The 24,452-nt window shown below is 59.9% G+C and carries 13 protein-coding genes; 11 read left to right on the forward strand and 2 right to left on the reverse strand.

All coding sequences use genetic code 11. The features are described from left to right. Positions 1-269 precede the first annotated feature (269 nt). The 3 genes from ACZ48V_RS12260 to ACZ48V_RS12270 all read left to right on the forward strand — a co-directional run bounded on the left by ACZ48V_RS12260 (position 270) and on the right by ACZ48V_RS12270 (position 4,667). Positions 270-1,952 (forward strand): alanine/glycine:cation symporter family protein, encoded by a 1,683-nt coding sequence (locus tag ACZ48V_RS12260; RefSeq protein ID WP_464543131.1) that lies wholly within the window; start codon positions 270-272, stop codon positions 1,950-1,952. Between the two features lie 63 nt (positions 1,953-2,015). After that, positions 2,016-2,645: a uracil phosphoribosyltransferase gene (upp, locus tag ACZ48V_RS12265; RefSeq protein ID WP_464543133.1), complete on the forward strand. Its 630-nt coding sequence runs from the start codon at positions 2,016-2,018 to the stop codon at positions 2,643-2,645. Positions 2,646-2,678: 33 nt separating this feature from the next. Further along, positions 2,679-4,667 (forward strand): Na+/H+ antiporter NhaC family protein, encoded by a 1,989-nt coding sequence (locus ACZ48V_RS12270; RefSeq protein WP_464539531.1) that lies wholly within the window; start codon positions 2,679-2,681, stop codon positions 4,665-4,667. 96 nt (positions 4,668-4,763) lie between these two features. Here ACZ48V_RS12270 and ACZ48V_RS12275 read toward each other — a convergent pair whose 3' ends face one another. Continuing rightward, positions 4,764-5,114: a hypothetical protein gene (locus ACZ48V_RS12275; RefSeq protein ID WP_464539533.1), complete on the reverse strand. Its 351-nt coding sequence runs from the start codon at positions 5,112-5,114 to the stop codon at positions 4,764-4,766. A 215-nt stretch (positions 5,115-5,329) separates the two neighbouring features. Between ACZ48V_RS12275 and ACZ48V_RS12280 the strand changes: the two genes are divergently transcribed. The 7 genes from ACZ48V_RS12280 to ACZ48V_RS12310 all read left to right on the forward strand — a co-directional run bounded on the left by ACZ48V_RS12280 (position 5,330) and on the right by ACZ48V_RS12310 (position 18,856). Then, positions 5,330-5,584, forward strand: coding sequence for a hypothetical protein (locus ACZ48V_RS12280; RefSeq protein WP_464539534.1), 255 nt, complete (start codon positions 5,330-5,332; stop codon positions 5,582-5,584). A gap of 272 nt (positions 5,585-5,856) precedes the next feature. After that, entirely contained in the window at positions 5,857-7,437 is a 1,581-nt protein-coding gene (locus tag ACZ48V_RS12285) for an AbgT family transporter (RefSeq protein WP_464539536.1), read from the forward strand. A gap of 574 nt (positions 7,438-8,011) precedes the next feature. Further along, positions 8,012-9,880: an excinuclease ABC subunit UvrC gene (gene uvrC, locus ACZ48V_RS12290; protein WP_464539538.1), complete on the forward strand. Its 1,869-nt coding sequence runs from the start codon at positions 8,012-8,014 to the stop codon at positions 9,878-9,880. Between the two features lie 249 nt (positions 9,881-10,129). Further along, positions 10,130-16,768 carry a T9SS type A sorting domain-containing protein gene (locus tag ACZ48V_RS12295; RefSeq protein ID WP_464539540.1) on the forward strand — a complete coding sequence of 2,213 codons (6,639 nt, stop codon included), beginning with the start codon at positions 10,130-10,132 and terminating at the stop codon, positions 16,766-16,768. 72 nt (positions 16,769-16,840) lie between these two features. Beyond that, a complete protein-coding gene (locus tag ACZ48V_RS12300) occupies positions 16,841-17,176 on the forward strand; it encodes a hypothetical protein (RefSeq protein ID WP_464539542.1) in 336 nt (111 codons plus the stop codon). A gap of 92 nt (positions 17,177-17,268) precedes the next feature. Continuing rightward, on the forward strand, positions 17,269-18,249 hold the full coding sequence (locus ACZ48V_RS12305) for a nucleoside recognition domain-containing protein (RefSeq protein WP_464539544.1): 981 nt from the start codon (positions 17,269-17,271) through the stop codon (positions 18,247-18,249). A 58-nt stretch (positions 18,250-18,307) separates the two neighbouring features. After that, positions 18,308-18,856: a spore maturation protein gene (locus ACZ48V_RS12310; protein ID WP_353563227.1), complete on the forward strand. Its 549-nt coding sequence runs from the start codon at positions 18,308-18,310 to the stop codon at positions 18,854-18,856. Positions 18,857-19,492: 636 nt separating this feature from the next. Here the strand turns inward: ACZ48V_RS12310 and ACZ48V_RS12315 are convergent. Further along, entirely contained in the window at positions 19,493-21,937 is a 2,445-nt protein-coding gene (locus ACZ48V_RS12315) for a zinc-dependent metalloprotease (protein WP_464539546.1), read from the reverse strand. 264 nt (positions 21,938-22,201) lie between these two features. On the opposite strand from ACZ48V_RS12315, the gene glgB reads away from it, so the two are divergent. Further along, on the forward strand, positions 22,202-24,094 hold the full coding sequence (gene glgB / locus ACZ48V_RS12320) for a 1,4-alpha-glucan branching protein GlgB (RefSeq protein ID WP_464539548.1): 1,893 nt from the start codon (positions 22,202-22,204) through the stop codon (positions 24,092-24,094). The last annotated feature ends 358 nt before the right edge of the window (positions 24,095-24,452 follow it).

A 24,452-nucleotide genomic window follows, 5' to 3' on the forward strand; every position in this document is an offset into this window, starting at 1 on the left:
AGTGAGGACGCTCTGTTTGCTCTTTTTGCCAGAGCGGTGTGCATCGGCACAGCCGTATGCCGTCGTACTTTCTACCCAGGCACCGTGCGCCACGTATCTTAGCAGGCGCCATGCCTCTGCAGGCACGCAGCCTGCTGTAGCCGTCCGGCGCACCCTGATTTTGTGTGTTTTCTCCATTTGTCTTTGTCTGCTTTATGTGGTTTCAGCGCACCGTTGAGTTCTTAAACGACCTGGTCTGGTCGTACGGCGTCCCTGTGGGCGACGGCCAGATGATTCCCTGGGTTGTCATTCTCCTTCTGGGTACCGGGTTCTACCTTACGTTTCAACTGGGCTTTATCCAGTTTCGGAAGCTCGCACACGGGTTCTGGGTCACCACCGGCAAATACGACAATCCCGACGACCCGGGCGACGTGCCCCACTTTCAAGCATTAACCACGGCCCTGTCTGCCACAGTCGGAATCGGTAACATCGCAGGGGTCGCTCTCGCTATCCATTTTGGCGGCCCCGGTGCCCTGTTCTGGATGTGGGTTACTGCGTTCGTAGGGATGGCTACCAAGTACAGCGAAGTGACGCTGGCTCAGTTCTACCGCGACGTGCGTGAAGAAACCGAAGGCCTCAAATCATGGATGGGCTCCGTGTCTGGAGGTCCGATGTACTACATCGAACGCGGACTGGGTAGCGCCTGGAAGCCCGCAGCCGTCTTCTTCGCGATTATGCTCATCGCCACGTCGTTCTTGACCGGCAACGCGGTGCAATCAAACACCGTTGCCGATACGATGCGTGCCGACTTTGGCATTGAGCCCTGGATTACAGGGCTCGTTGTGGCCTCCGTCATTGCCCTCGTCATTCTGGGAGGCATTACCCGCATTGGTAAAGTAACGGGCATCGTAGCCCCCGTCATGGCTGGCATCTACGTGCTGGGCGCTGTTGTTATTCTGGCGCTTAACTACGACCAACTCCTGCCTACCTTCGCCAGCGTATTCACTGAAGCATTCAATCCGTCGGCGGGAGTTGCAGGTACAGGAACAGGGGTTTTCTTACTTACCCTTATGTACGGTGTGCGACGCGGCCTCTTCTCTAACGAGGCCGGACAGGGCTCGGCCCCCATTGCGCACTCGGCAGCAAAGACCAACGAGCCGTCGTCGGAGGGCGTTGTGGCTCTGCTGGAGCCGTTTATCGACACCATTATCATCTGTACGCTAACAGCCATGGTCATTCTGGTAACCGGCGTATGGGGCGATCCGGTGCCAACACAGTTCGATCTGGATTCGGGTAACATATCGTATCGCGTGCAAGACGAGGGGGGACTCTTCACTGAGGACGCCCCTGAACGCATACGCGTCGAAGACGGCGTGCAGCGCGTGCCCGAAGGCGAACCCGCACTCGCTTGGAACGAAGCAGTCGTTGATCGCCTCTTTATTGAGTGCACGGGTCCTTGCGCGGAAGACGCCGACCTCTCAGAGCCGTTCACGGGAACCATCCACCCGTCCGACAACATCGCGATTGCCCAGGATGGCACCAACTACGAATCCCTCTACGGCGGCGGTGTGCGCAACGGCGCCCCGCTTACCCAACTCGCCTTTCAGCGCGGTCTGTCTCCCCTTGGCGACTGGGGAGGATACATTGTGATTCTTAGCGTCATCCTGTTTGCCATCTCCACCTCAATATCGTGGAGCTACTACGGCGACCGCTGTGCGCACTACCTCTTCGGTGATAGCGCCGTGCTGCCCTACAAGGTCATCTTCGTGATCATGAACTTCACTGGAGCCATTACCGCACTTACCACGATATGGACCATTGGCGATATCGCGCTTGGCCTGGTGGTGGTGCCCAACCTGATCGCACTGATCGCGCTTTCAGGCAAGCTGACCGAGCTAACCGACAGCTACTTCGAGCGACGGCCCTGGGAAAACGGCGGCGCTACCGAGATCAGTGCGTCTGATGACGATTAAGCCGTACCTGGCACATTCGCTCTTCACATTCCACACGCACGTACTGGTATGGATGTCTCTCACATTGACACGCTCACCGTTGTTGACCATCCGCTGCTCAAGCGCGACCTGACGCTCCTGCGCGACCGCACCACCGCACACGGGCTGTTCCGCAAGACCGTGTCGGATGCGGCGGCTGTACTCGCATACGAGGCGCTTCGCCCGATCGACCTGGCTGAGGTCGCCATTGAGACCCCGCTGGAGTCAACCACAGGCTATGCCATTGCTGAGGAAGTGATCGTCGTGCCGATTATGCGAGCGGGCCTCGGGATGGTAGACGGATTCGTACGCTTTGTGCCGGAGGCACGCGTCGGACATCTGGGCATGCATCGCGACGAAGACACCCACCAGCCGGTCGACTACTACGCGAACATTCCCGATAGCGTCGACCGCGCTCAGGTGTTCGTTGTCGATCCCATGCTGGCAACGGGCGGAAGCGCCACGCAAGCGATTACCCACCTCAAACAGGAAGGCGCTAAGCGCTTTACCTTCGCGTGCCTCGTGGCAGCTCCTGAAGGCATACGTGCGCTTCACGAGGCGCATCCGGATGTTCGCATCGTTGCCGCAACCCTCGACCGCGAGCTCGACGAGAACGCCTTCATCCGCCCGGGTCTGGGCGATGCGGGCGACCGCATCTTTGGTACCACTGCGTAGTTTCTCTGCTGCCCCGTCTCTGTACGCTACTTTATGCTTCCTGCCTCTTTGCCTTCGGGTCGCCTGCTGCTCGCCTTTCTTGCAGCCTGCTGCTTCAGTGCCCTGCTTGTGAACGCTCCGCCCGCCCATGCCCAGTCGGTCGAAGCGCCCCGCGTCGTGCTAAACGGCATCGCCTTCGACATCCGCGTCGACGACCCCGACGACGCCCTCACGCCAGGGGCCCGGGTGCAGGTCGGTTCGGCCTCAGCCACGCTTGAACCTGACGATGGCGGGTGGATCGCCGAAGGGCTTGTCGTGCGCGACACGGGTGCTCTCGATGTGCGGCTCGTGCAAGGGGGACAGACGCTTGACCAGGCCCGCTCACGAGCGATTCCGGCCTGGCTCTCTATTCTTCCCCCGCTGCTGGCCATCGGTATGGCGCTCGCCTTCAAACGCGTGGTGCCAGCCCTCTTTCTTGGCATCTGGGTAGGCGCCTGGATGGCCGCCGGGTTTTCAATCTCCGGCTTATTTGTTGGACTCCTCGAAACGCTTGAAATCTATGTGCTTGGCGCACTCGCCAACGAATCGCACGTCGCAATCATCCTTTTCTCGCTGATGATCGGCGGGATGGTGGGCATTATCTCCAAGAACGGCGGTACCTATGGCATCGTTGAGCGGCTCGTAACCTGGGCCAATACGCCTCGACGTGCCCAACTGGCTACCGGTACGCTTGGCGTGGGGATGTTCTTCGACGACTACGCCAACACGCTTGTCGTAGGCAACACCATGCGCCCGGTAACCGACCGGCTTAAGGTGTCGCGCGAGAAGCTCGCATACATCGTTGACTCAACCGCCGCTCCTATCGCCTGTGTCGCTCTTGTAACAACATGGATTGGCTACCAGGTCGGACTGGTTGGAACGGCCGTTGAGGCCATTGACGGATTCAACGAAGGGGCCTATTCGATCTTTCTAAGCTCGCTCGCTTACAGCTTCTACCCGTGGCTGGCGCTCTACTTCGTTTTTGTTGTTGCCAACTCGAACCGCGACTTCGGCCCGATGGCCCGCGCCGAGATCCGAGCGCGCACCACCGGTCAAGTGGCAAGTCCCAACGCTAAATTGGACGAGGCCGCTGCGGAAGACAACGATGAGATGGCTCCCAAAGAGGGCATTCCACTTCGTGCACTGAATGCTGTAGTCCCTATTGTGGTACTGGTGGGGAGCGTGCTTGCCGGACTGTACTGGACAGGCGTTGACGCTGCGGGAAGCGAGGCTTCAATCCGCGAGATTATCGGTGCAGCCGACTCATACACAGCCCTGCTATGGGGGTCGCTGCTCGGCGTGATCGCTGCGGCTGCGCTTTCAATCGGCCAGCAGCTGCTCTCACTCGAAGAAACCGTCGACGCCTGGTACAGCGGGCTCAAGTCCATGCTGTTCGCGATGATCATTCTTGTGCTGGCCTGGGCGCTCTCCGACATTACAGAGGTGCTTCACACAGCCGATTACCTGGTCTCTATTCTCGGCACAACGCTGCATCCCGGCATCGTACCGGCTATTATCTTCGTGCTTGCTGCTGCTACCGCCTTCGCGACAGGGTCAAGCTGGGGCACCATGGGCATTCTGATGCCGCTCGTCATTCCTCTTGTGTGGGCGGTGCTGCAAGCTAACAACATGGCGGATCCGACCAACTATCACATCATGTACTCGGCAGTGTCGTGTGTGCTGGCAGGCTCGGTATGGGGCGACCACTGCTCCCCGATCTCTGACACTACGATCCTGTCGTCAATGGCATCGGGATGCGACCACATCGACCACGTACGCACGCAGCTGCCCTATGCGCTAAGCGTCGGCTTTATTGCACTTGCCCTGGGCACTATCCCTGCTGGATTTGGATTCCCGTGGTGGGCTTCGCTCATCTTGGGCGCCATCCTCCTGTCGGTTGCCCTGCGCATGTTCGGCACTCCGGTTCCCGAAGCATCCAACCCGGCAGAGAATCCGGCAGCGCCTGCATCCGACGAACGCACGGAGCGTGTGTCCGACCAGTAGCCAGGCCCGAAGCCACGTACTGAAAAGTACTGAAACGCACCCTCACGGCGTCCTCTTGTCGATCGCCCCGTAGACCGAAAGACCCGGTAGCTGGTACTACTCGGTTGTTTCCGGACGGTACTTGGGCGGTAGACGGTCGGCAAGGTCTTCGGGGAAATGAACGGTCGGGATGCGTCGCAACGTAGGAGGTGGACCGTCAAAAGAGATTTTCACCCCCTTTGTCTCACGCCGAAGCAGGTTGAGCGCAAGCGCATACGCCCGCGCTGCTTCGGGGTTTTTCTCGCTCATAGCCTGGTCATACAAAATCATGAGCTGGGCGGCAATGCTGGTAACCATGTCGGAGGTTGGTTCTTTTGAAGATCCCATCTGTTTGGCTTCCCGTAATGTGTACCACAGTGAAAGGTAGGCATCGGCACCCGGTTCGTCAACCACCGGTTTGACAGCCACATGGCACCTATTCGGTGCACAGGTACCGTCGTGCACCGGTCCGGTGCGCTCCGTTTTCGGCGTGCCCTCGGTATACCCGAGGACTACAGAAGCATAAAGGTACGCATTCCATCAATCGTTCGCGACCTGCAACGTTGCAGGTGTAGTAGAAACTCTCAAGAGGTTTTTCAGTGCTATATGCTGTAACTACATGATCATCACAGCCATGTTATCCTATGCGGGGCGTAAGCTTTAAACCAAAAGGAGAAGATAACTTCTCATCGGGCGATATCAAAACCTACGGAGGAATTTACGCCGCTACAGCTGCTGACTTTGCAGCTGAGCTTGGGTGCGAGCCTAAGAAGTTCATCGAAACGGTTCAGAAATCCGATATCGAGCCGCTCACCGCCGTTGGCGACGAAAACGAACCGGAAAAGTACAGCCTTTCGTTCGAACGCGACAAGTTTGAAGAGATTCGCGCACTTTTTTAGCACATCGCTCAAGGTTGCCTGAACACTATACAGCAGCCCTGGCTGCACGTCCTGTCTGTTTTTATGAAGCGTTGTCGCCTCTCGCGACAGCGCTTTCCTATTGTATTATCCGCTGTATCATCTTCCACGGCCTATCTCATTGCAATACGGTGTGTAATTATCCTGTCGGGTTTGTACGTTAGGGTGCCTGTCTTCCTTGTACTTGTCCGTACGTAGGAATTCAGCCTCTTGCATAACCTGTATGATTTTCTCACACGAGTCGCTCTCATCGCATGGCCGATCGCACTCCTCCTACCGAAGCATCCCCTGAGACCGACGCCGATCAGCCTTCTGGGCTTTCAGAGCGTTTTCTAAACATGGTTGAGCGTACCGGTAATGCGCTCCCAGAGCCCGTTACGCTCTTCTTTATCTTCATTGGCATCACCATGCTAGTGTCGCTTATCGTAAGCGCTCTGGGCGTAAGCGTAGAGCACCCCCGTACCGGTGAGATCATCACGGTCGAAAGCCTCTTCTCAGGCGACAACATCCAGCGCCTCTTTACCGATATGGCGGATACCTTCGCCGACTTTCCCCCGCTGGGTCTGGTGCTGGTGGTGATGCTTGGCATCGGCGTAGCTGACAAATCCGGGTTTATCGGCGCTGCCCTTGGGTCGTTCATGCGCGCCGTGCCCAACGCTCTGCTCACGATGACCATCGTGTTCACAGGCATCATGTCGAATATGGCCGTTGACGCCGGATACGTTGTCGTTATCCCCCTCGGTGCCCTCCTTTTCTATGGTGCTGGGCGCCATCCTCTTGCCGGACTCGCCGCCGCTTTTGCAGGGGTATCAGCCGGGTTTAGTGCAAACTTGCTTCCTTCGGCCCTCGACGTATTGCTGGCCTCGTTCACCGAACCGGCCGCCCATGTCATTGAACCCCAATACGTCGTTACCGCGCTGGCCAACTACTACCTCATCGTAGCGCTCGTGCCTGCGTTCGTGATCGTTGGGTGGCTCATCACCGACTACGTGGTGGAGCCTTATCTCGGAGACTACGAGCCACCCGAGGACTTTGAGGAAGACGAAAGCACCTCAGACGACCTCACGGATACCGAGCGCAAAGGCCTCCTGTGGGGCTCCGTCACTTTCTTTGCCGCAATCGCCGGCGCTGCGCTCCTAATTATTCCAGAAGGCGGGGCGCTGCGCGGCCCTGAAGGTGGGTTTGAACCCGCGTTCAACGCCATCGTCGGACTCATGGTCGTGATCTTCTTCTTGCCCGGACTCGTCTATGGACTCGTCACCGAGAAAATCAAGCGAGACAAGGATGTCACTGATATGATGTCGGAGACGATGTCTGACCTCGGGGTCTACATCGTACTCGCTTTTGCAGCAGCGCACTTCGTGGCGATGTTCAGCTGGTCAAACCTCGATATGGTCGTCGCGATCAAAGGCGCCGAGTTTCTGGAGCTGCTTGAGACTTCGGTGGGTCTGAGCGGAATTCCTCTGATCATTGCGTTTATCTTTGTGTCTGCGTTTATCAACCTGTTTGTCGGAAGCGCCTCTGCCAAGTGGGCAATCATGGGTCCCACCTTCGTGCCTATGCTGATGCTGATGGGCTACTCGCCTGAACTCACACAGGCCGCGTATCGCATCGGCGACTCCTTCACTAACATTTTAACGCCGCTGCTACCGTACTTCCCCCTAATCATTGTCTTCGCGCAGCGCTACGACAAGAATGCAGGCATTGGAAGCATCATCGCTGTCATGCTGCCATACTCTATCGCGTTTGGTCTTATTGGCACCATCATACTCGCCGTCTGGATCTTTTTCGGTATCCCACTCGGCCCCGATGCCCCGCTGTTCGTTGACTTTTAGAAACCGCTCACGTAGACGCAAACATCCGCCACTAAAAAACCTGGCAGGGCTCATAAGACCTGCCAGGTTTAATCTTTGGTGGGTGCCCCTCTCATTTGGCTACGAGCTGCACGACATCGATCAAACCAAAAGTGCTTTCAGAATGCACACATTTCAGAGTGCACACAGAGGCCACCAGGGCCTGGAGCGCGTCGATCCAGCTCCTCCTCGGGTGGTAGGTGCCCGCCGGGTGGGGGACCGTGCCGTACGTGTAGGAGATCTTTATTCACTACGTTCACCTGCCCCAGACCTGATCTGGAGCCGAGCAAAGCAACGCACGAAATAACCTATTCGTCCCTCTGATAAGGCCCATCACTTCAGGATTAGCGCCCCCCATCGCTGTTTTTTTCTTCCAGATGCCCGCAGTACTCTTACGCGGCAAGGTAGCAAGTCACCAACTCGTCACTCAATAGACCACGCACCGGTGTAGCATGCAGGCCTCTATCGGTTGCAAGATACGTACGCTACACCCGAATCATGCAGCTTTCAATAGCCGTTTTATAGCGGCGCTGTATATATAACGATGTCTCGCCCCATGACCGACGTCCTCCAGAAAAAGCTCGACCACCTGCCCCGCGAGCCCGGGGTGTACAAGCACCTTGACGACAAGGGCTCCGTGCTCTACGTGGGCAAAGCCAAAAGCCTGCGAACCCGCGTGCGCTCATACTTTCAGCAGGGGCGCAAGCGCTCAGGGCGCATTGAGGTGATGGTGAAGAAGATCGCCGATGTGGAGGTGATCGTAACCGATACCGAGGTGGAGGCGCTCATCCTCGAAAACAACCTTATTAAGGAGCTGCAGCCGCGCTACAACGTCAACCTACGCGACGACAAGACCTATCCGTACATCTGCATCAAGAACGAGCGCTTCCCCCGCGTCTTCAAAACGCGCTCGGTGCGCAACGACGGCTCGAAGTACTTCGGTCCGTACACCGACGTGAAGCAGCTCAACCAAATGATGGACGCCATTCGATCGGTCTTTCAGCTGCGCACCTGCAAGCTCGACCTCTCCAGAAAGAAAGTCGAAGCAGGCAAGCACGAAGTCTGCCTGCAGTATCACATCGAGAATTGTCAGGGTCCGTGCGTGGGTGAGCAGTCGGAAGAAGACTACCAGGAAACCATCGATCAGGTCGAGCAACTGCTGAACGGACACACGAAGGCGCTCACCTCGCATCTCAAGGAGCAGATGGAAGCAGCGTCTGCCAACTTGGACTTCGAGGAGGCCGCTCGCCTGCGCGATCAGATTCAGGCGCTGGAGACGTATTCCGAGCGGCAGAAGATCGTCAGCCAGGACTTCGAAGACCGCGACATCTTCGGGCTCCATGTCGATCGCGCCGAGGGCGTGGGCTGTGGGACGCTCTTTCGTGTGCGTGAAGGCAAGATGATCGGCCGACGCCACACGTATCTGCATCAGATCGAGGGTCGCACGGATGAGGAGCTGATGCTTTCGCTGATTGAGGACTACTACGCATCCGCCCATTTCTACCCGAACGAGGTGCTCTTGGCCGTTGACCCCAACGAGCACCCCACCCAAGACACCGTACCACTGGAAGAGCTCCTGCGCCAGAAAAAGGGACGGCAGGTGCCCATTCGCGTGCCGCAACGCGGCGAGAAGGCCAGCCTCGTGCGGATGGCGTGCTCCAACGCCAAACTGCTCGTGAACGAGTATAAGCTGCAGCGCATGAAGCGCGAGCGCGACCGCATTCCCGAAGCCGTCAAACAGCTGGGCGAAACGCTACAGATGGACGATCTCCCCAAACGCATCGATGGGATCGACATCTCGCACCTGGGTGGCACCGAAACTGTGGCCTCGTGCGTTGTCTTCCTGAACGGCACGCCGCGCAAAAGCGAATACCGCACGTACAAGATCCGCTCTGTGGAAGACGGCACCCCCGACGACTTCAAGTCGATGCGCGAGGTCGTGCGCCGCCGCTACAAACGCATGGCGAACGAAGGCGGCCCCTGGCCCGACCTGCTTGTGGTGGATGGCGGCAAGGGACAGCTCTCAAGCACTGTAAACGTGCTCAAGGAGCTGGATGTCTACGGCCTATTTCCGGTCATCGGCATCGCCAAGCGGCTCGAAGAAATCTTTCAACCCGGCGACCCCGACCCACTCTACCTGGGCAAAGACCACCCATCGCTGAAGCTGCTGCAGAACCTGCGCAACGAGGCCCACCGCTTTGCCGTCACATACCAGCGCAAGCGTCGCAAGAAGAAAACATTGCGCTCTGAGCTTCTCGACATCCACGGCATCGGCGAAAAGACCGCACAGACGCTGCTCAAAGCATTCGGGTCGGTGCAGCAGGTTAGGCAGGCGGATGCGGAGGCCCTTGCCGATGTGGTCGGCCCCGCCAAAGCAGAGAGGGTCGTGGACTTCTACCGGGACGAAGAACCAACGGAGGCCTAAGAGAGCAATTCCAGTCAGCATGTTGAGACCGGCATCAAGTATGTAAATAGTACCCATCTAACATTTCAATCACTTAATATTCATCATTTTGAGCTAAGTTGAGACACATCACGAACCATTTGACACATATGCCAAAGCGGTTAAGGGAATAAATGGCTACTATGGGGATGCGCGAACGGCGGCCCTCTGCTTCTCTTTTGGAGCACGTTGCTACCGCATTGATCTCTGTGCTCTGCATCCCCCTGCCCTATGACCTCCACGTTACAAAATACCTCATCAGTAGCGGACGACCCTACCCGGCCCATCGAATCAAGAGACGGCATGCTCGTCCAGGTGATGGGCGGATTGAACTGGATGGGGGTCTTGAGCCTGCTCGTCCTTCTGGTAGGCATGTACATCGCACCCACAACTGCGCAGGCACAAACCGTCTACCACGTCACGGAGACCGGCGACGCGAGCAACGACGGATCCTCGTTCGGCAGCGGCGATGCCATTTCCCTGCAAGGTGCGCTAAGTACGGCCGGGGGAAGCGACGTGATCGTGATTGCGGCCGGGCGCTATCTGCCAACAAGCAATGCCTCCGACCGCGACGCGCGATTTGAGATTACTGGAAATCAGGATGGGCTACGGGTCTACGGCGGGTGGACGGGCAGTACTTCATTCGGTAGCATCGCCGAGGTGGAAAACAATCTGGCCGGTCGCGACCTGGGCCAGAACCCAACCGTACTCTCTGGAGACATTGATGGCGACGACATTACCACGAGCGGCATTACCGAAGATGCAAGTGACATCCAGGGCGAAAACAGCTACACGGTGGTATACCTGGACGGTACGACGGGCGGCACGATCACAACGGGTACCGTGCTCGACGGTCTTGTTATTACAGGTGGGCAAGCCAATGACATCCGCATATCCAGCCCAAGGTCTAATGGGGCCGGCGGGGGGGCATACTGTGATGGTAACGGCAACGACAACGAATGCAGTCCGCAGTTCACAAATATTGTCTTTGCTGGCAACACTGCCGGACGCTTCGGGGGGGGACTCTACAACATTGGGGTGCGCGGCACAAGCAGCCCCCGGGTTATAAACGCGATCTTTACCGGTAACACGGCAGGTGCCAATGGGGGAGGGATGTACAACACGGCGTCCCTTGGCGGTACAAGTCAGCCCCAGATCATAAATACGACATTTACCCGCAACAGCGCAAACACGAACGGGGGGGCGATATACGGTGATGAGTCTACCCCCGTAATAACCAACGCGATCTTGTGGAATAACACTGCCGGTAGCGGTGATGAAATCTACAACTTCGGTGCTACCCCAACGCTCCGCCACACGCTTATCGAAGGCGGTGTCAATGGTCCCGGCGTTGGGGGAAACAGCAACAACATTGACGGCGGCGGTAACCTTGGTGTTGATCCTGGCTTTGTCGAGGCAGATACTCCCGCGGGAGAAGATGGGGCATTCGGCACCGAGGACGACGGCCTGCGCCTGCAGAGCGGTTCACCGGCTCTGGATTCGGGGGATAATAGCGCCGTGCCTTCAAGCGTCGATACTGACCTGTTGGGCGAGGCGCGCATTCAGAACGGCACTGTCAGCCTTGGGGCCTATGAGCGCAAGGCCCCGTATTCCGGCCCGATCTACTATGTAAATGAAAGCGCTACAGCTGGCGAAAACGACGGCTCGTCGTTCGACGACGCGTTTACGAATCTACAGGATGCGCTCAACCGCACCACGGGGAACGATGTGATTGTGATTGCCACCGGGCGCTATCTGCCAACTGATGACGAATCCGACCGCAACGCGCGCTTTGCGATCACCGGCGACCAAGACGGTCTGAAGATATATGGCGGCTGGGGTGGCGCCGAGTCGTTCACGGACATCAGCGATGTGGAAAGTAAACTCGATAGCCGCGACCTGGAGGCGAATCCCACCGTACTATCCGGCGACATTGACAATAATGACAATACGAACGCCAACGGCATCACCGAGGATGCTTCGGACATTGGCGGCTCTAACAGTTACACGGTGGTGTATCTCGATGGTACCTCTGGCGGAACCATCATGAATGACACGGTGCTGGATGGCCTCGTGATTACCGGCGGTAATGCTAATGGCAACGACTCGACCGGTAGCCGCGGAGGAGGGCTTTACTGCGACGGCCAGGGCGCCAACAACGCGTGCAGTCCAGTGCTTACCAAACTCACCTTCACCGGGAACTCCGCAAGTCTTGAGGGCGGGGCGATCTACAGCGGGGGCCCCTCCAACGGCACAAGCAGCCCGCAGATTACTAACGCTACGTTCACCGGCAATGTCGCAGACAGGCGTGGGGGCGCGATCTACGCCAATGGAAGCAGTGGGGAAAGCAATCCGCGTATCGCAAATAGCGTGCTCACGGACAATTCTTCTGAAAATGGGGCGGCGATTTACGCACAGGGCCGCAATGGCGAAAGCAGCGTGCGTGTCACAGGTACATTCTTCATAAACAACACGGCAAGCGAAAGCGGCGGCGCCGTCTTCAATGCGGGGTTCGATGACGGGATAAGCAGTCCAGAAATCACAAATAGCGTGTTTGAAGGCAACACAGCCGGCAGTAACGGCGGTGCGATATTCAACTCCGGTGTTTTTGATGGGGTGAGTAGCCCCCTCATCACGAGCAGTGTGTTCACCGGCAACACCGCAGGCAGCGACGGAGGCGCCGTTTGGAGTGGGGGTGATGATGGCATAAGTGATCCACAGTTCATAAATGTAACCTTCACGCGCAACGATGCAAGCAACGACGGAGGTGCTCTCTACAATCTTGTCAATGGCACGGGTACGAGCAATCCGCAGATTGTGAATGCAATCCTGTGGGACAACAATGCCAGTAGGGGCAGTGAGATGTTTAACGAAGGCGCTGCTCCCACGGTATCGCACACCCTCATTGAGAATGGGGTGAACGGAAGCCGCGTTGAAGGAACTGACAATACGGATGGCGGAGACAACCTCGACACGGATCCGTTCTTTGTAAATGGCGGCAATCCGGCAGGCAACGATGGCGTTTTCGGGACTATCGACGACGGCCTCCGTCTCCTGGAGGGGGCTCCAGCGGTTAATGCAGGCACGAATGCACCTTTCGAACCTGGCGGGGTCGCCGAAACCGTGACCACCGATCTGTTGGGAGATGCGCGCATCCAGAACGGTACCGCTAGTCTCGGCGCGTACGAGAGTACCCTCGGCAATGCGCGACTGCGCCTGACGGCCCACCCCGCTGCAGCAACCGGCACGATGCAACTTGCTAATCTTGGTACCGTAGGCGTTACCGGGGCCGACGTCGACCTGGGACTGCCCGCAGAGGTATCTGCTACAACGATCTCCGGCGAAGGCACCGTCAGCGATGGCACCTGGACAGTAGACGTGCCTGCTGAAGGCACGGCCACTGTCCAGATCGCCTACGAGCGAGACGCCTTTGCTGACCCCGGCCTGCTCGACTTGACCGCCACGCTCGACACCGATAGCTACACCGTCGAGGGCGGCGGCACCGATGCCACCGACCCCGCCAACGCCACATCCGACTGGGCCCTCCTCGAAGCGCCGTACGGCTCCGGCACCGCCCTCGCCTTCGACGGCACCAACGACGGGGCCACAGCCGAGGCCCATCCCGACCTCTCTGGCAACGCGCCGTGGACGATCGCCTTCTGGGCGAAGGTCGATGGCAGCGCCTCGGGCGCAGACCGCCAGGGCTGGTACCTCTGGAAAGGCTCGGAATCGCAGTCGGAGAATCGCCTGCTCGGCATTGCGGTCACGGATCAATCCATTGAGGTCGCCCACTGGGCCAATGACAACACGTACGCCGCGGACGTGGCGTTTGACACGTGGCAGCACGTGGCCGTGACCTACGACGGTAACAGTGTCCAGCAGGTCTACCTCGATGGGATACTGCAAGACGAGCGTACGGACGTAGGCACGCTCAACGTCAACGACGGCGCGTGGTCTTTCGCGCAGCGGCCCGATGGCAGCGACCGGCTTCCGGTGGAGCTCGACGAGCTGCGGATGTGGACGGAGGCGCGCAGCCAAACCGACATTCAGGCAACAATGCACCAGACCATTCCGGCGAATACGGCGGGGCTGGTCGCTTCGTATCGCTTCGACGCGGCGCAGACAAGCCAGCGCTTTGATGCAGATCACGACGGCATCACGGCATATGACCTCACGGGCGGGCGGAATGCAACGTTTGAAGGCGATCCGCAGTGGACCGCCAGCGGCGCCCCGCTCGGGCAGGAAAGTGTGGTGGTCGCTCCGGAAACCGAAGGAACCATCGGAACCGATGGGCAAGCCCTCACCGCGACCGTAACGAGCACCACCGAGCGCTTCACCCTCTACCGCTATGGCGACGCCACCGCCGATGTGTTCGACGGAGACGCCTTGCCACAAGGAGAAACTGAGCGGACGAATCTCGTGTGGGGCGCGGTGCCGGGCAATGCAGATGCCAGCAATACGGGGGCGGCGGATCTGGCCCTCAGCTATAGCGATGTGACCGTGCCGAACCCCAGCACGGTGGGCCTCGCGGAGCGTCCGGGTCCGGCTGGGCCGTGGACGGCCCGCGCAGAAGAGCCCTCCAGCGAGACATTCACGCTTGACGGCCAAACCGCCCCCCAAGAGATTGCGCTCTACGATAACGCCCCCAGCATCCTGTACGTGGATGCTTCGGCCTCGGGGGGCGACACCGGCGCCTCTTGGGACGACGCGTTCACCGACCTGCAAGACGCATTGGACATAGCTACGGGCAACGACGTCACCGTGATGGCTGCTGGAACGTATGTACCCAGCAAACGACTTGATGCCGGCAACTCCCGCACGGCCACCTTCGAGATTACCGGCGCCCAGGATGGGCTCAAGATCTACGGGGGGTGGAGCGGAAGCGAAACGTTCAGCGACGTGTCGGAGGTGGAAGACGCGCTGGACAGCCGCAACCTATCCGCTAACGCAACCATCCTCTCCGGCAACCTCAACGACGACGAAAGTGACGACTCCGGCAATGCCTACCACGTGCTCGTCTTTAACGGGGGCGATGCGATTGGCCCAGATGTCAACGCAAACATCACGACCGACACGGTGCTGGATGGCCTCACCATCACCGGCGGGAACGCCAACGACAGCTTTCCCAATAACGTAGGAGGAGGGCTTTTCTGCGACGGCGAGAGCACCGGCAACGCGTGTAGCCCGGCGCTTACGGGACTCACCTTCACGGGCAACTCCGCAGAATTCGGCGGGGCGATCTACAACGATGGCAGCTTCGACGGCACGAGCAGCCCGCAGATTACAAATGCGACCTTCACGCGCAACTCTGCAGGCTCCGACGGCGGAGCGATCTTCAACAATGGTGCCGATGGGACGAGCAACCCGCAGGTTACGAACGCGTCCTTCACGGGCAACGCTGCAAGCGCCGGCGGGGCGATCTTCAACAATGGTAGCTTTGGCACGAGCAGCCCAGTGGTTACGAACACCATCTTGTGGGGCAACGATGCCAACGATGGCAACGAGATCTACAATGAAGATGCCACGCCCACCCTTGTGCACACACTGATTGAGGGCGGGGTGAACGGCTCGGGCATTGGAGGGGGTGCTAACACCGACGGCGGAAACAACCTCGACGCCGATCCGCTTTTTGCCGATGCTGATGCGGGCGATGTGCGCCTCACCGCCGGCTCCCCCGCGATTGCACGCGGCACGTTTGCGCCGTTCGAGACAGGCGGCATCGCCGAGGATGTCACGACCGACCTTGCCGGCGATGCCCGCCGCTTTGGGCTCTTCCCCGACCTGGGGGCCTACGAACTGAGCACCATCGCCGCCACCAGCGACCCGATCACCGGCGCTACGGGTCTGGTCGGCTACGTCGAGCCGACCGGCTTTGGCGGGCTGCTCCTGCTCCGGGACGCGGCCAGTGGCGATCTCACCTTCACCCGCACGGAGGAGACGCCGGAGAGCCCGGATCTGCCCGATAACGTGGCCCCGGTGACATGGACGGTCGATGCGTCGCTCAGCGCGGCCCCGACCTACGACCTCGTCTTCGACGCGAGCAGCCTCTCCGGGATTGGGGACTTCAGCGCGCTCATGCTCTACAAGTCCGATGACGGTGGGCAGACGTGGAACGCCGTCGATACGTTCAGCGGCGCACGTCTGGTGCTGGACGAAGATCGTATCCTCGTAGCGGTGCAGGACCTCGTGGGCTTTAGCCAGTTCGCGATTGGAAGCAGCGACGCGGGCAACCCCCTCCCGGTCGAACTGGCGGGATTCGAAGCGCAGCGCTCCGGCCCCGAATCCGTCACCGTGCAGTGGCAGACCCTCTCCGAAACCGACAACGCCGGGTTTGAGGTGCAGCGCGCGGTGGGATCTGCCGATGGACCCGTGAATGGATCCGTGAATGGATCCGTAATGGAGACGCCCGGGTCGGACGTCTCTACCGGGGGAACGTGGGAAACGATCGCGCGCCTAAATGGCGCGGGCACCACCGACGCCCCCCAATCTTACCGCTTCGAAGATGCGCACCTGCCCTATGCGGCGGACAGCCTCTCGTATCGCCTGCGCCAGGTCGACACGGGCGGCACCGCGTCCTTGAGCGAGACGGTGACGATTGCGCGGCAGGTGACCCAGGCGGAGCTCTTGCCCACGTATCCGAACCCGGCACGCCATCAGGCCACCGTGCGCTTTGCAGTGCCGGAACGGCAGGCGGTGCGGATCGACCTCTACGACCTGTTGGGCCGCCGGGTGCAGACGGTGGTGAACGCCGATGCGGAGGGGCGCACGGAGCAGGTGCTTGACGTGAGCCGCCTGGCGAGCGGCACGTACTTCCTGCGCATGCAGACCACAGGCCACACCGAGACCCAGCGCGTCACCGTTGTGCGGTAACCCCGTGGCGTCATCTTCAAAATCATCGTTAACGCTGATGCCCTTGCAGGGATGTGCATTCCTGCAAGGGCATTGACGTTGTGGAAGGGGGCGACATCTACAGCGGCCGATCTCTACGCACGGATGCGCGGGCGCCTCTCCGTACTCAGCGCCAACGAGGGCTTCTTCAACCGACTCTCTGCCGTCAACCAGCTACGGGGGAGTTTCAGCACCGCTATCCGCGTTTCCGTACAAGGACGCGCCGAGGTACGGCTTGGACGGGGGTACGCGTACAGCCACGACACTGGCATCCTGGCGCCTCCAGATGACAGGCACCTCCAGGCGAAAGGCCCCAACACCGTCCCCGCGCTTGTCACGATCCTATGCGCCCCGAACACACCAGCACGTTCTCTTCTGAACAAATCGTAGGCCGGACCTTGCCACCCCGGTAGCGCTTGTGGGGCATCGTTCCGTATGCTGTGTGCTGTTCGTCATGCCACGCATTCCCCACGCCACCACCCATGCTCAACTACATCTGGGCCGGGCTCATCATTTTCAGCCTGGTGTTTGCCCTCTCGACCGATGTCCGGGAGCTCTCGACCGACCGCCATCGCAACGGCGACGCCTTCGAGGTCACCGTCACCTTTCCCGATACGTACGACCCCGGTGCGCGGCGCCAGGCCGTCACCGTTCACCTCGATACCACCGCCTTCCATACGTTCTACCCCGACACGACCCCGCCCGAGCCGCGCTACGACGGACGCCTCGTGCAGACGCAAGATGGCAACCAGGTCGTGTTCGGAAGCGGAACGGAGCTGCCGCAGCCCTGGCAAGATATGCGCGCGTTCTATGGCGACGACACCGGAGACCCGATTCGCGCCGAGGCCCGCTTTGTCGATATGTCCAATGCCTCCGTGCAGGCCGCGCTCACCTTCGAACCGGTACACTTTCGCAAGCTGAACGACATCGCCGCTGCCGCGCTCAGCTTCGCCGAAACCGCTGCTTCGCTGGCGCTCGGGCTCATCGGCGTGCTGGCGCTCGTGCTCGGGCTCCTCAAGATCGGCGAGGAAGGCGGGCTCATCCAGTCGCTCACGCGCTTCGTGCAGCCTGTGCTGCGCCCGCTCTTCCCGGATCTCCCCAAAGACCACCCGGCGCTGGGCACAATCTCGCTGAACCTGCTCGCCAACGTGTTCGGGCTCGGCAATGCCGCCACCCCGCTCGGCATCAAGGCCATGGAGCAGCTGCAAAAAGAGAACCCGACCGAAGAAACCGCCACCAACTCCATGGTCATGCTCCTGGCACTGAACACGTCGAGCGTCCAGCTCGTGCCCCCGGTCTTGCTCATCGCCATTATGGGACTGCAGGTCAACGAACTGGTCTTCTCCATCACCATCGCTACAGCCATTACCACCGTCGCCGGTATCGCCGGGGCCGTCTACCTGAGCCGCATGAAGCGCTTCGCCGATACCAATCCGATGAAGCAGATGAAGCAGTCGCCATAGCCGCTTCCGCACCGCATCCCCCTGCCGTTCCTGCCCCACCCGCCCTCAACACACCGACATGCTTGAGCTTATTCGCAGCACCGTTAGCATCCTCTCTTACTTCGTGCTCCCCGCCATCCTCGTCGGCTTTCCGCTGTACGGACTCATCAAGGGCGTGCGCGTCTACGAGGTCTTTGTCGAAGGCGCCAAAGAAGGCTTCGAGATCGCCGTTATGATCATCCCCTATCTCGTAGCCATCCTCTTTGCAATCGGCATGTTTCGTGCCTCGGGTGCCATGGACTTCTTCGTGGACCTGCTCGACCCCGTGCTCGGACTCGTTGGCATTCCCGCCGAAGTGCTTCCCATGGCCATCATGCGCCCGCTCACCGGCTCCGGCTCGGCCGCTCTCGTCGCCGACATGATCGAGCAGTTCGGCGAAGACGCCCTCATCGTCAAGATGGTTGCCACCATGTTCGGCTCCACCGAAACCACGTTCTATGTCATCGCCGTCTACTTCGGCGCCGTAAACATCCGCCGCACCCGCCACGCCGTGCCTGCTGGGCTTTTTGCGGATGCGGTAGGGGTGGTCGCTTCGGTGTATGTGGTTCGCTTGCTTTTCGGAGGCTAATCCTCGTCAGCATGCCCCTTACTGCAGGCGACCCGTTCGCGCTCGCCTCTCCAAACCTCGCGCAGTGCGTGTTCGCATCCTTCCCCCCACATAGGCCAATGCCCTCCAGCGCCACGTGGCGATCTCGCGCGTTCCATCATAGCAGCCCCTGAACAGCCCCGCATCCATAAAAAAGCGGGCAGTGGATAGACGCTAAGAACCTGTTTTGATTTCTTAATTTGGGCTCCGAGCGGCGGCGCTGGACTGGGGCCGAAGGGCATGCCCCTGGTGCAAATTGCCCCCAATGTCGGCCCGTAGCCCCGGCTACGAACCGCCATCGGGGTCCAATTTTCGCCTCAGCGGCGCTCGCTCTCGCCTACAAACCAAAACCCAAACAGGCTCTAAGTGATCAAGCAATTGGCCACCGGAGTCTCCTATCAGTCGAAACCCCTCTCCCTACGGGTTTCTCCCCCTTATCCAAGGGGGAGATGTCCACAGGATCACGCCTGCGGCGAAGCTCGAAGACAGAGGGGGTTTCAGCGAACCGTGATGAAGTAACCTAACATGGCAATCACTTACCATTGAGCCGCTACCAAAAAGCGCCCCTCCTGCCAGAAGCACGAGGGGCGCCGTAGTATGCCAGCGATGTTCAGGACGCTACGCATCCAGCATCTTTGCGATGCGGTCGAGCGCATCCTGCAGGTGCAGCTCCGTCGCCCGGTCGGGCGTGCGGTTGAGCGCGCGCTGGATCTCGCCTTCCAGCGTACGCAGCTCGCCCCGCACATACGGGCGGATGTCAGACTGCGCCACGTCGACCGGCGTCAGGTTGAAGAACTCCACGATGGGGCCCGATGGCATGTCGGGCTCTTCGTTGAGCAGGTAGTGCATCCGGTCAAGATAACCTCGCTGCAAAGCCCGGCGGTAGGCATCGATAGCCTCGCCCTGTGCGAGCTCGGTCCACACGCCACTGCGTAGCCCTTCGAGCAGGTCGAGCGCGGTGTAGACCTCGTTGGCGCCGTGCATCGCTTCGGCCTCAATGAGACGCGCCATGCGCATCGGGTCGAGCACATCGTCGACCACGCCCACCTGTATGTTGCGGATCCGTTCGATCGCGCCACTGCCTTCAATGCGCCGCAGCACCTCTTCATCGATCAGCCACTCAGGCGTTTCAAACGCGTAGGTATTCAGAAACTCCATAGCGCGCTGCTGCTGCTCGGGCGGCACCACCTCGTAGACCAACCCATCCTGATCGTACGACTTGTGCGTTTCGAACACGCCGCCCAGATTGGTGGTCACGTGGCCCAGATATCGGTTCCACTGCGTCACAACCTCGCCATACAGCTCGCCCATCTGATCGTAGAGCTCGCCATCGCGGGCGGTCCATGACATCAGATTCGGCACGATACGCTGCAGGTTGGCGATGCCCAGCTCGCCTGCTTCCATGTTATCGTCGCCCAGCGCCTCACGCTGCGAACGCGGGTCGGCTCCCAGCGGATTGGACCCCCCGTAGAAGTAGCGCGGGTCGTCGGCGCGTTCTACGATCCACGCGTTCAGCGTTTCACGTTCTGCGTCGGGCGAGTCGTGCTCCGGCAGCAGCCGGTAGCCCCACTCGATCGACCATTCGTCGTACGGCCCCACTTTGGGGTCGAAGTGCTCCACCCCGTCTTCGGGCTGCGCGATGTAGTTGAAGCGCGCATAGTCCATGATCGAAGCGGCGGTACCGTTCTCCGCCATGTAGGTTGGCGAACGCAGCGAGTCGACCGGCACGGCATGCGAGGAGCCCCAGTTGTGCGGCAGCCCCAGCGTATGCCCAACTTCGTGCGCCGACACGAAGCGAATCAACTCGCCCATCACATCGTCGTCAAAGTCGACAGTGCGAGCGTCGGGGTTCGCCGGTGCGGTCTGGATGAAGTACCAGTTGCGCAGCAGATTTGCCACGTTGTGGTACCAGCCGATGTGGCTTTTCAGGATCTCGCCACTGCGCGGATCGTGCACGTGTGGACCGTACGCATTGGGGATCTCAGACGGGAAGTATCGGATGACCGAGTAGCGAATGTCTTCCGGACTAAACTCCGGGTCTTCCTCTTCGGTAGGCGGGTCTTTCGCCATGATGGCGTTCTTGAAACCGGCTGCTTCAAAAGCAACCTGCCAGTCGTCAACGCCCTGCTTCAGGTGTTCGCGGTAGCGCTCCGGCGTATTCGAATCGATGTAGAACACAATCGGCTCCACCGGCTCTACCAGCTCACCATCGGCGTACGCTTCGGGATCCGACGGCTCCAGACGCCAGCGCGTGATGTAGCAGCGCTCTACAGCCCGATGCTCCTCGCGCCCGAAATCAACCTGGTTTACGCTAAAGTAGCCGACCCGGTCGTCGCAGAGGCGCGCCTGCATCGGCTCCTCGGGGAGCAGCACCATGGAGTGGTTCATCTTCAGCGAGATGGAGTTGGTTGAGCCGTTCGAGGGCGGCTCCTGCGCATCGTACGTGAGCACGTTGCGCACCTCAATGTTTTCAGGATAGCTGGCTGCACGCTCCAAGAACGTGCGCTCCGCATCCAGGCGGCGCACCTGATACTGCTGGCGGCGGCTCTGCTGCAGGCCGAGCGCAGGCACATCGGTCGTAAAGAGCGGTGTTGTGTCAATGACGACAGCCGAACTATCGGCGTTATGCGCCTCAATATCGAACGCCATAATGATCGGTTCAAAGTTGGCGTTGCGCACCGCTCCGTAGATCGGGAGGTCAGGGTCGGCCACGTTGTCGTAGCTTACGCGCCGCAGCAACACCTTGTCGCGGTTGCGCTCCCAGCGCAGCACCTGCGTGTTGGCCTTCTCGCCCCCAAATCCAATGTTGTTGGCGGTCTGCGCAATGCGCGACACCATCAACATCTCACGGCCGAGCAGCGAGTCGGGGATTTCGTAGTAGAGCTGATCGTCTTTTGTGTGGGCCGTGAAGAGCCCTTCGTCGGATTCAGCGCCTGTTACAATTTCGTCATACGAAGAAGTTGGTGGTTGATCGTTATCGTCGGAAACCGCAGACTGCGAGGAGGCACACCCAGTAAATAACAGGGCGGCCACCGCACACGCGGCGATAAGTCGATGGAGCATGAAGTAGGAAGGTTCAGTCAAACAGATGTAAAGACAATCCTTGAAGCCACTCCCCCGCAAGATCGTTTCTTCCGCGTTGCTCCTATGCCACCAGGCGTCGCTCTATTCCATAGATTGCAGCGGACAGGCTTCGCACGGGTGGTGTTAGGGGGTACTGTAGCCGCGGCTGAGGCTGCGCTCCACGTGCCAGAGTTGACAATGGATGCGCAGCGTGTATCTTGGTTGGTCCCATACCGATTCCTTTTTGCCTAACCGCGTCCGTCTATGCCGCGTCTTACTGCCGACCAACGCTATCTCTGGAATGAAGGCACCGACTACCAGTGCTATACCTGGATGGGCGCGCAGGTCAACCCGGCCGGTACCTGGTTTCGCGTCTGGGCCCCCAATGCCGACTCGGTATCGGTGATGGGCGACTTCAACGACTGGTCGTCGGAAGCGCATCCGCTCCGTGACGCCGGGGGCGGACTCTGGGAGGTCTACCTGCGCTCGGCGCGTCCCGGTGCGCGGTACAAGTATCGCATTAACGCCAACGGAGAAGCGCTCGACCGCACCGATCCGTTCGCGTTCGCGATGGAGCCGCCTGCCGAAAACACGTACGCGGGCATCTCCTCGATTGTCACCGACTTAGACGACTACACCTGGAACGACAGCGACTGGATGGCTGCTCGCAACGGCCCCGACACGCTCGACGCGCCGGTCTCTATCTATGAGCTGCACCTCGGGTCGTGGCGCCACCAGGCCCCCGGCGAATCGTTCTCGTACCGCAATATCGCTGAGCCGCTCGCGGAATACGTGACGGATATGGGCTACACCCACGTCGAGCTCATGCCCGTAGCCGAGCACCCGTACTACGGCTCCTGGGGCTACCAGACCCTGGGCTACTACGCCCCCACCTTCCGCTACGGGTCGCCGCAGGACTTCATGTACCTTGTAGACACCCTGCATCAGAATGGAATCGGAGTGCTGATGGACTGGGTGCCGGCGCACTTCGCTACCGACCCACAGGGACTGACCTACTTCGACGGCACCCATCTCTTCGCTTACGACGATCCGCAGATGCGCAATCACCCCGACTGGGGCACGTACGTCTTTGACTATGGGCGCAACGGCGTGCGCAACTTCCTGATCGGCAACGCGCTCTTCTGGCTCGACCGCTACCACATCGACGGGCTCCGGGTGGATGCGGTTGCCTCGATGCTCTACCGCGACTATTCGCGCGGCGAAAACTGGACGCCCAATGTTCATGGCGGACGCGAAAACCTGGAGGCGATTCGTCTGCTGCAGGATGCCAACACGCAGGTCTACAAGCACTTTCCCGGCGCTATGACCATCGCCGAGGAGTCGACGGCCTTTCCGGGTGTCACCAAACCGGTGGATATGGGCGGGCTCGGCTTCCTCTACAAATGGAATATGGGGTGGATGAACGACACGCTGGAGTACTTCGAGAAGGAGCCCATCCACCGCAAGTACCACCATGGCGATTTTACGTGGACGCTCAGCTGGGCCTTTACCGAGCAGTTCATGCTTCCGTTCTCGCACGACGAGGTGGTGCACGGTAAGGAATCGATGTGGGGCAAGATGCCGGGCGACGACTGGCAGAATGCCGCCAACCTGCGGGTGCTCTATACGCACCAGTACGGCCACCCCGGCAAGGTGCTCTCGTTCATGGGCAACGAGTTCGGGCAGCACCATGAGTGGAACCACGACCAACCCCTCGCCTGGGACCTGACCGACAAGCGGCTGCATGCGGGCCTTCAGCAGTGGGTCCGCGACCTCAACACCCTCTACCAGGGCCGTCCGGCACTCTGGAACGACACCGAGAGCGGCTTTGAGTGGATTCACTACGGCGACCGCGACCAGAGCGTGATCAGCTATCTGCGCAGACGCGACGACCAGGTGCTGGTGTTTGTGCTGAACATGACACCGGTGGCGCGAACGGACTACCGCATCGGGCTGCCTACTACGGGAATGTGGACTGAGCGCCTGAACAGCGATGCGGATGTCTACGGCGGCAGCGGCGTGGGCAATGCCGGAACGGTACAGGCCGAGAGCCATCCGTATCTCGGGCAGCCGGCCTCGGCTTCTGTCGTCGTTCCCCCCCTCGGCGCGCTAATCTTCTCGCCAGAAACGCAGGCTGATTTCGACCCGGGCATCTGACCTACACTGCCCGGGCCTTCAGCAACAGAACCTGTTCTCTCCTGTCTCTAAATGGCTTCCTAACGGCGGGGGGCTTTTGCCTTAATATCTGTTTAGCCGGCCTCGATGAGCGCCCGGGATATACGCTTCGCTCCTGATCCCGAGCTAAGGAAACCTATCGCCGAGGTCGGCTTGCATCCCCGGTGCCACAGCGTCCCCCACAAGCCGCACCCACACATCCGAGTGATGAAGGCCTTTCGCCTGCGGCACCCATCCTGTCTTTGTGGAACGGAGCCCCCGGAGCCGGGATACCTATCATTCGCCTGGGCGCAGGGCTTCGCATCCCCCTGGGCCATCCCGTTATCTCGCACTCTTTGAC

The organism is Longimonas haloalkaliphila (genome assembly GCF_055379825.1).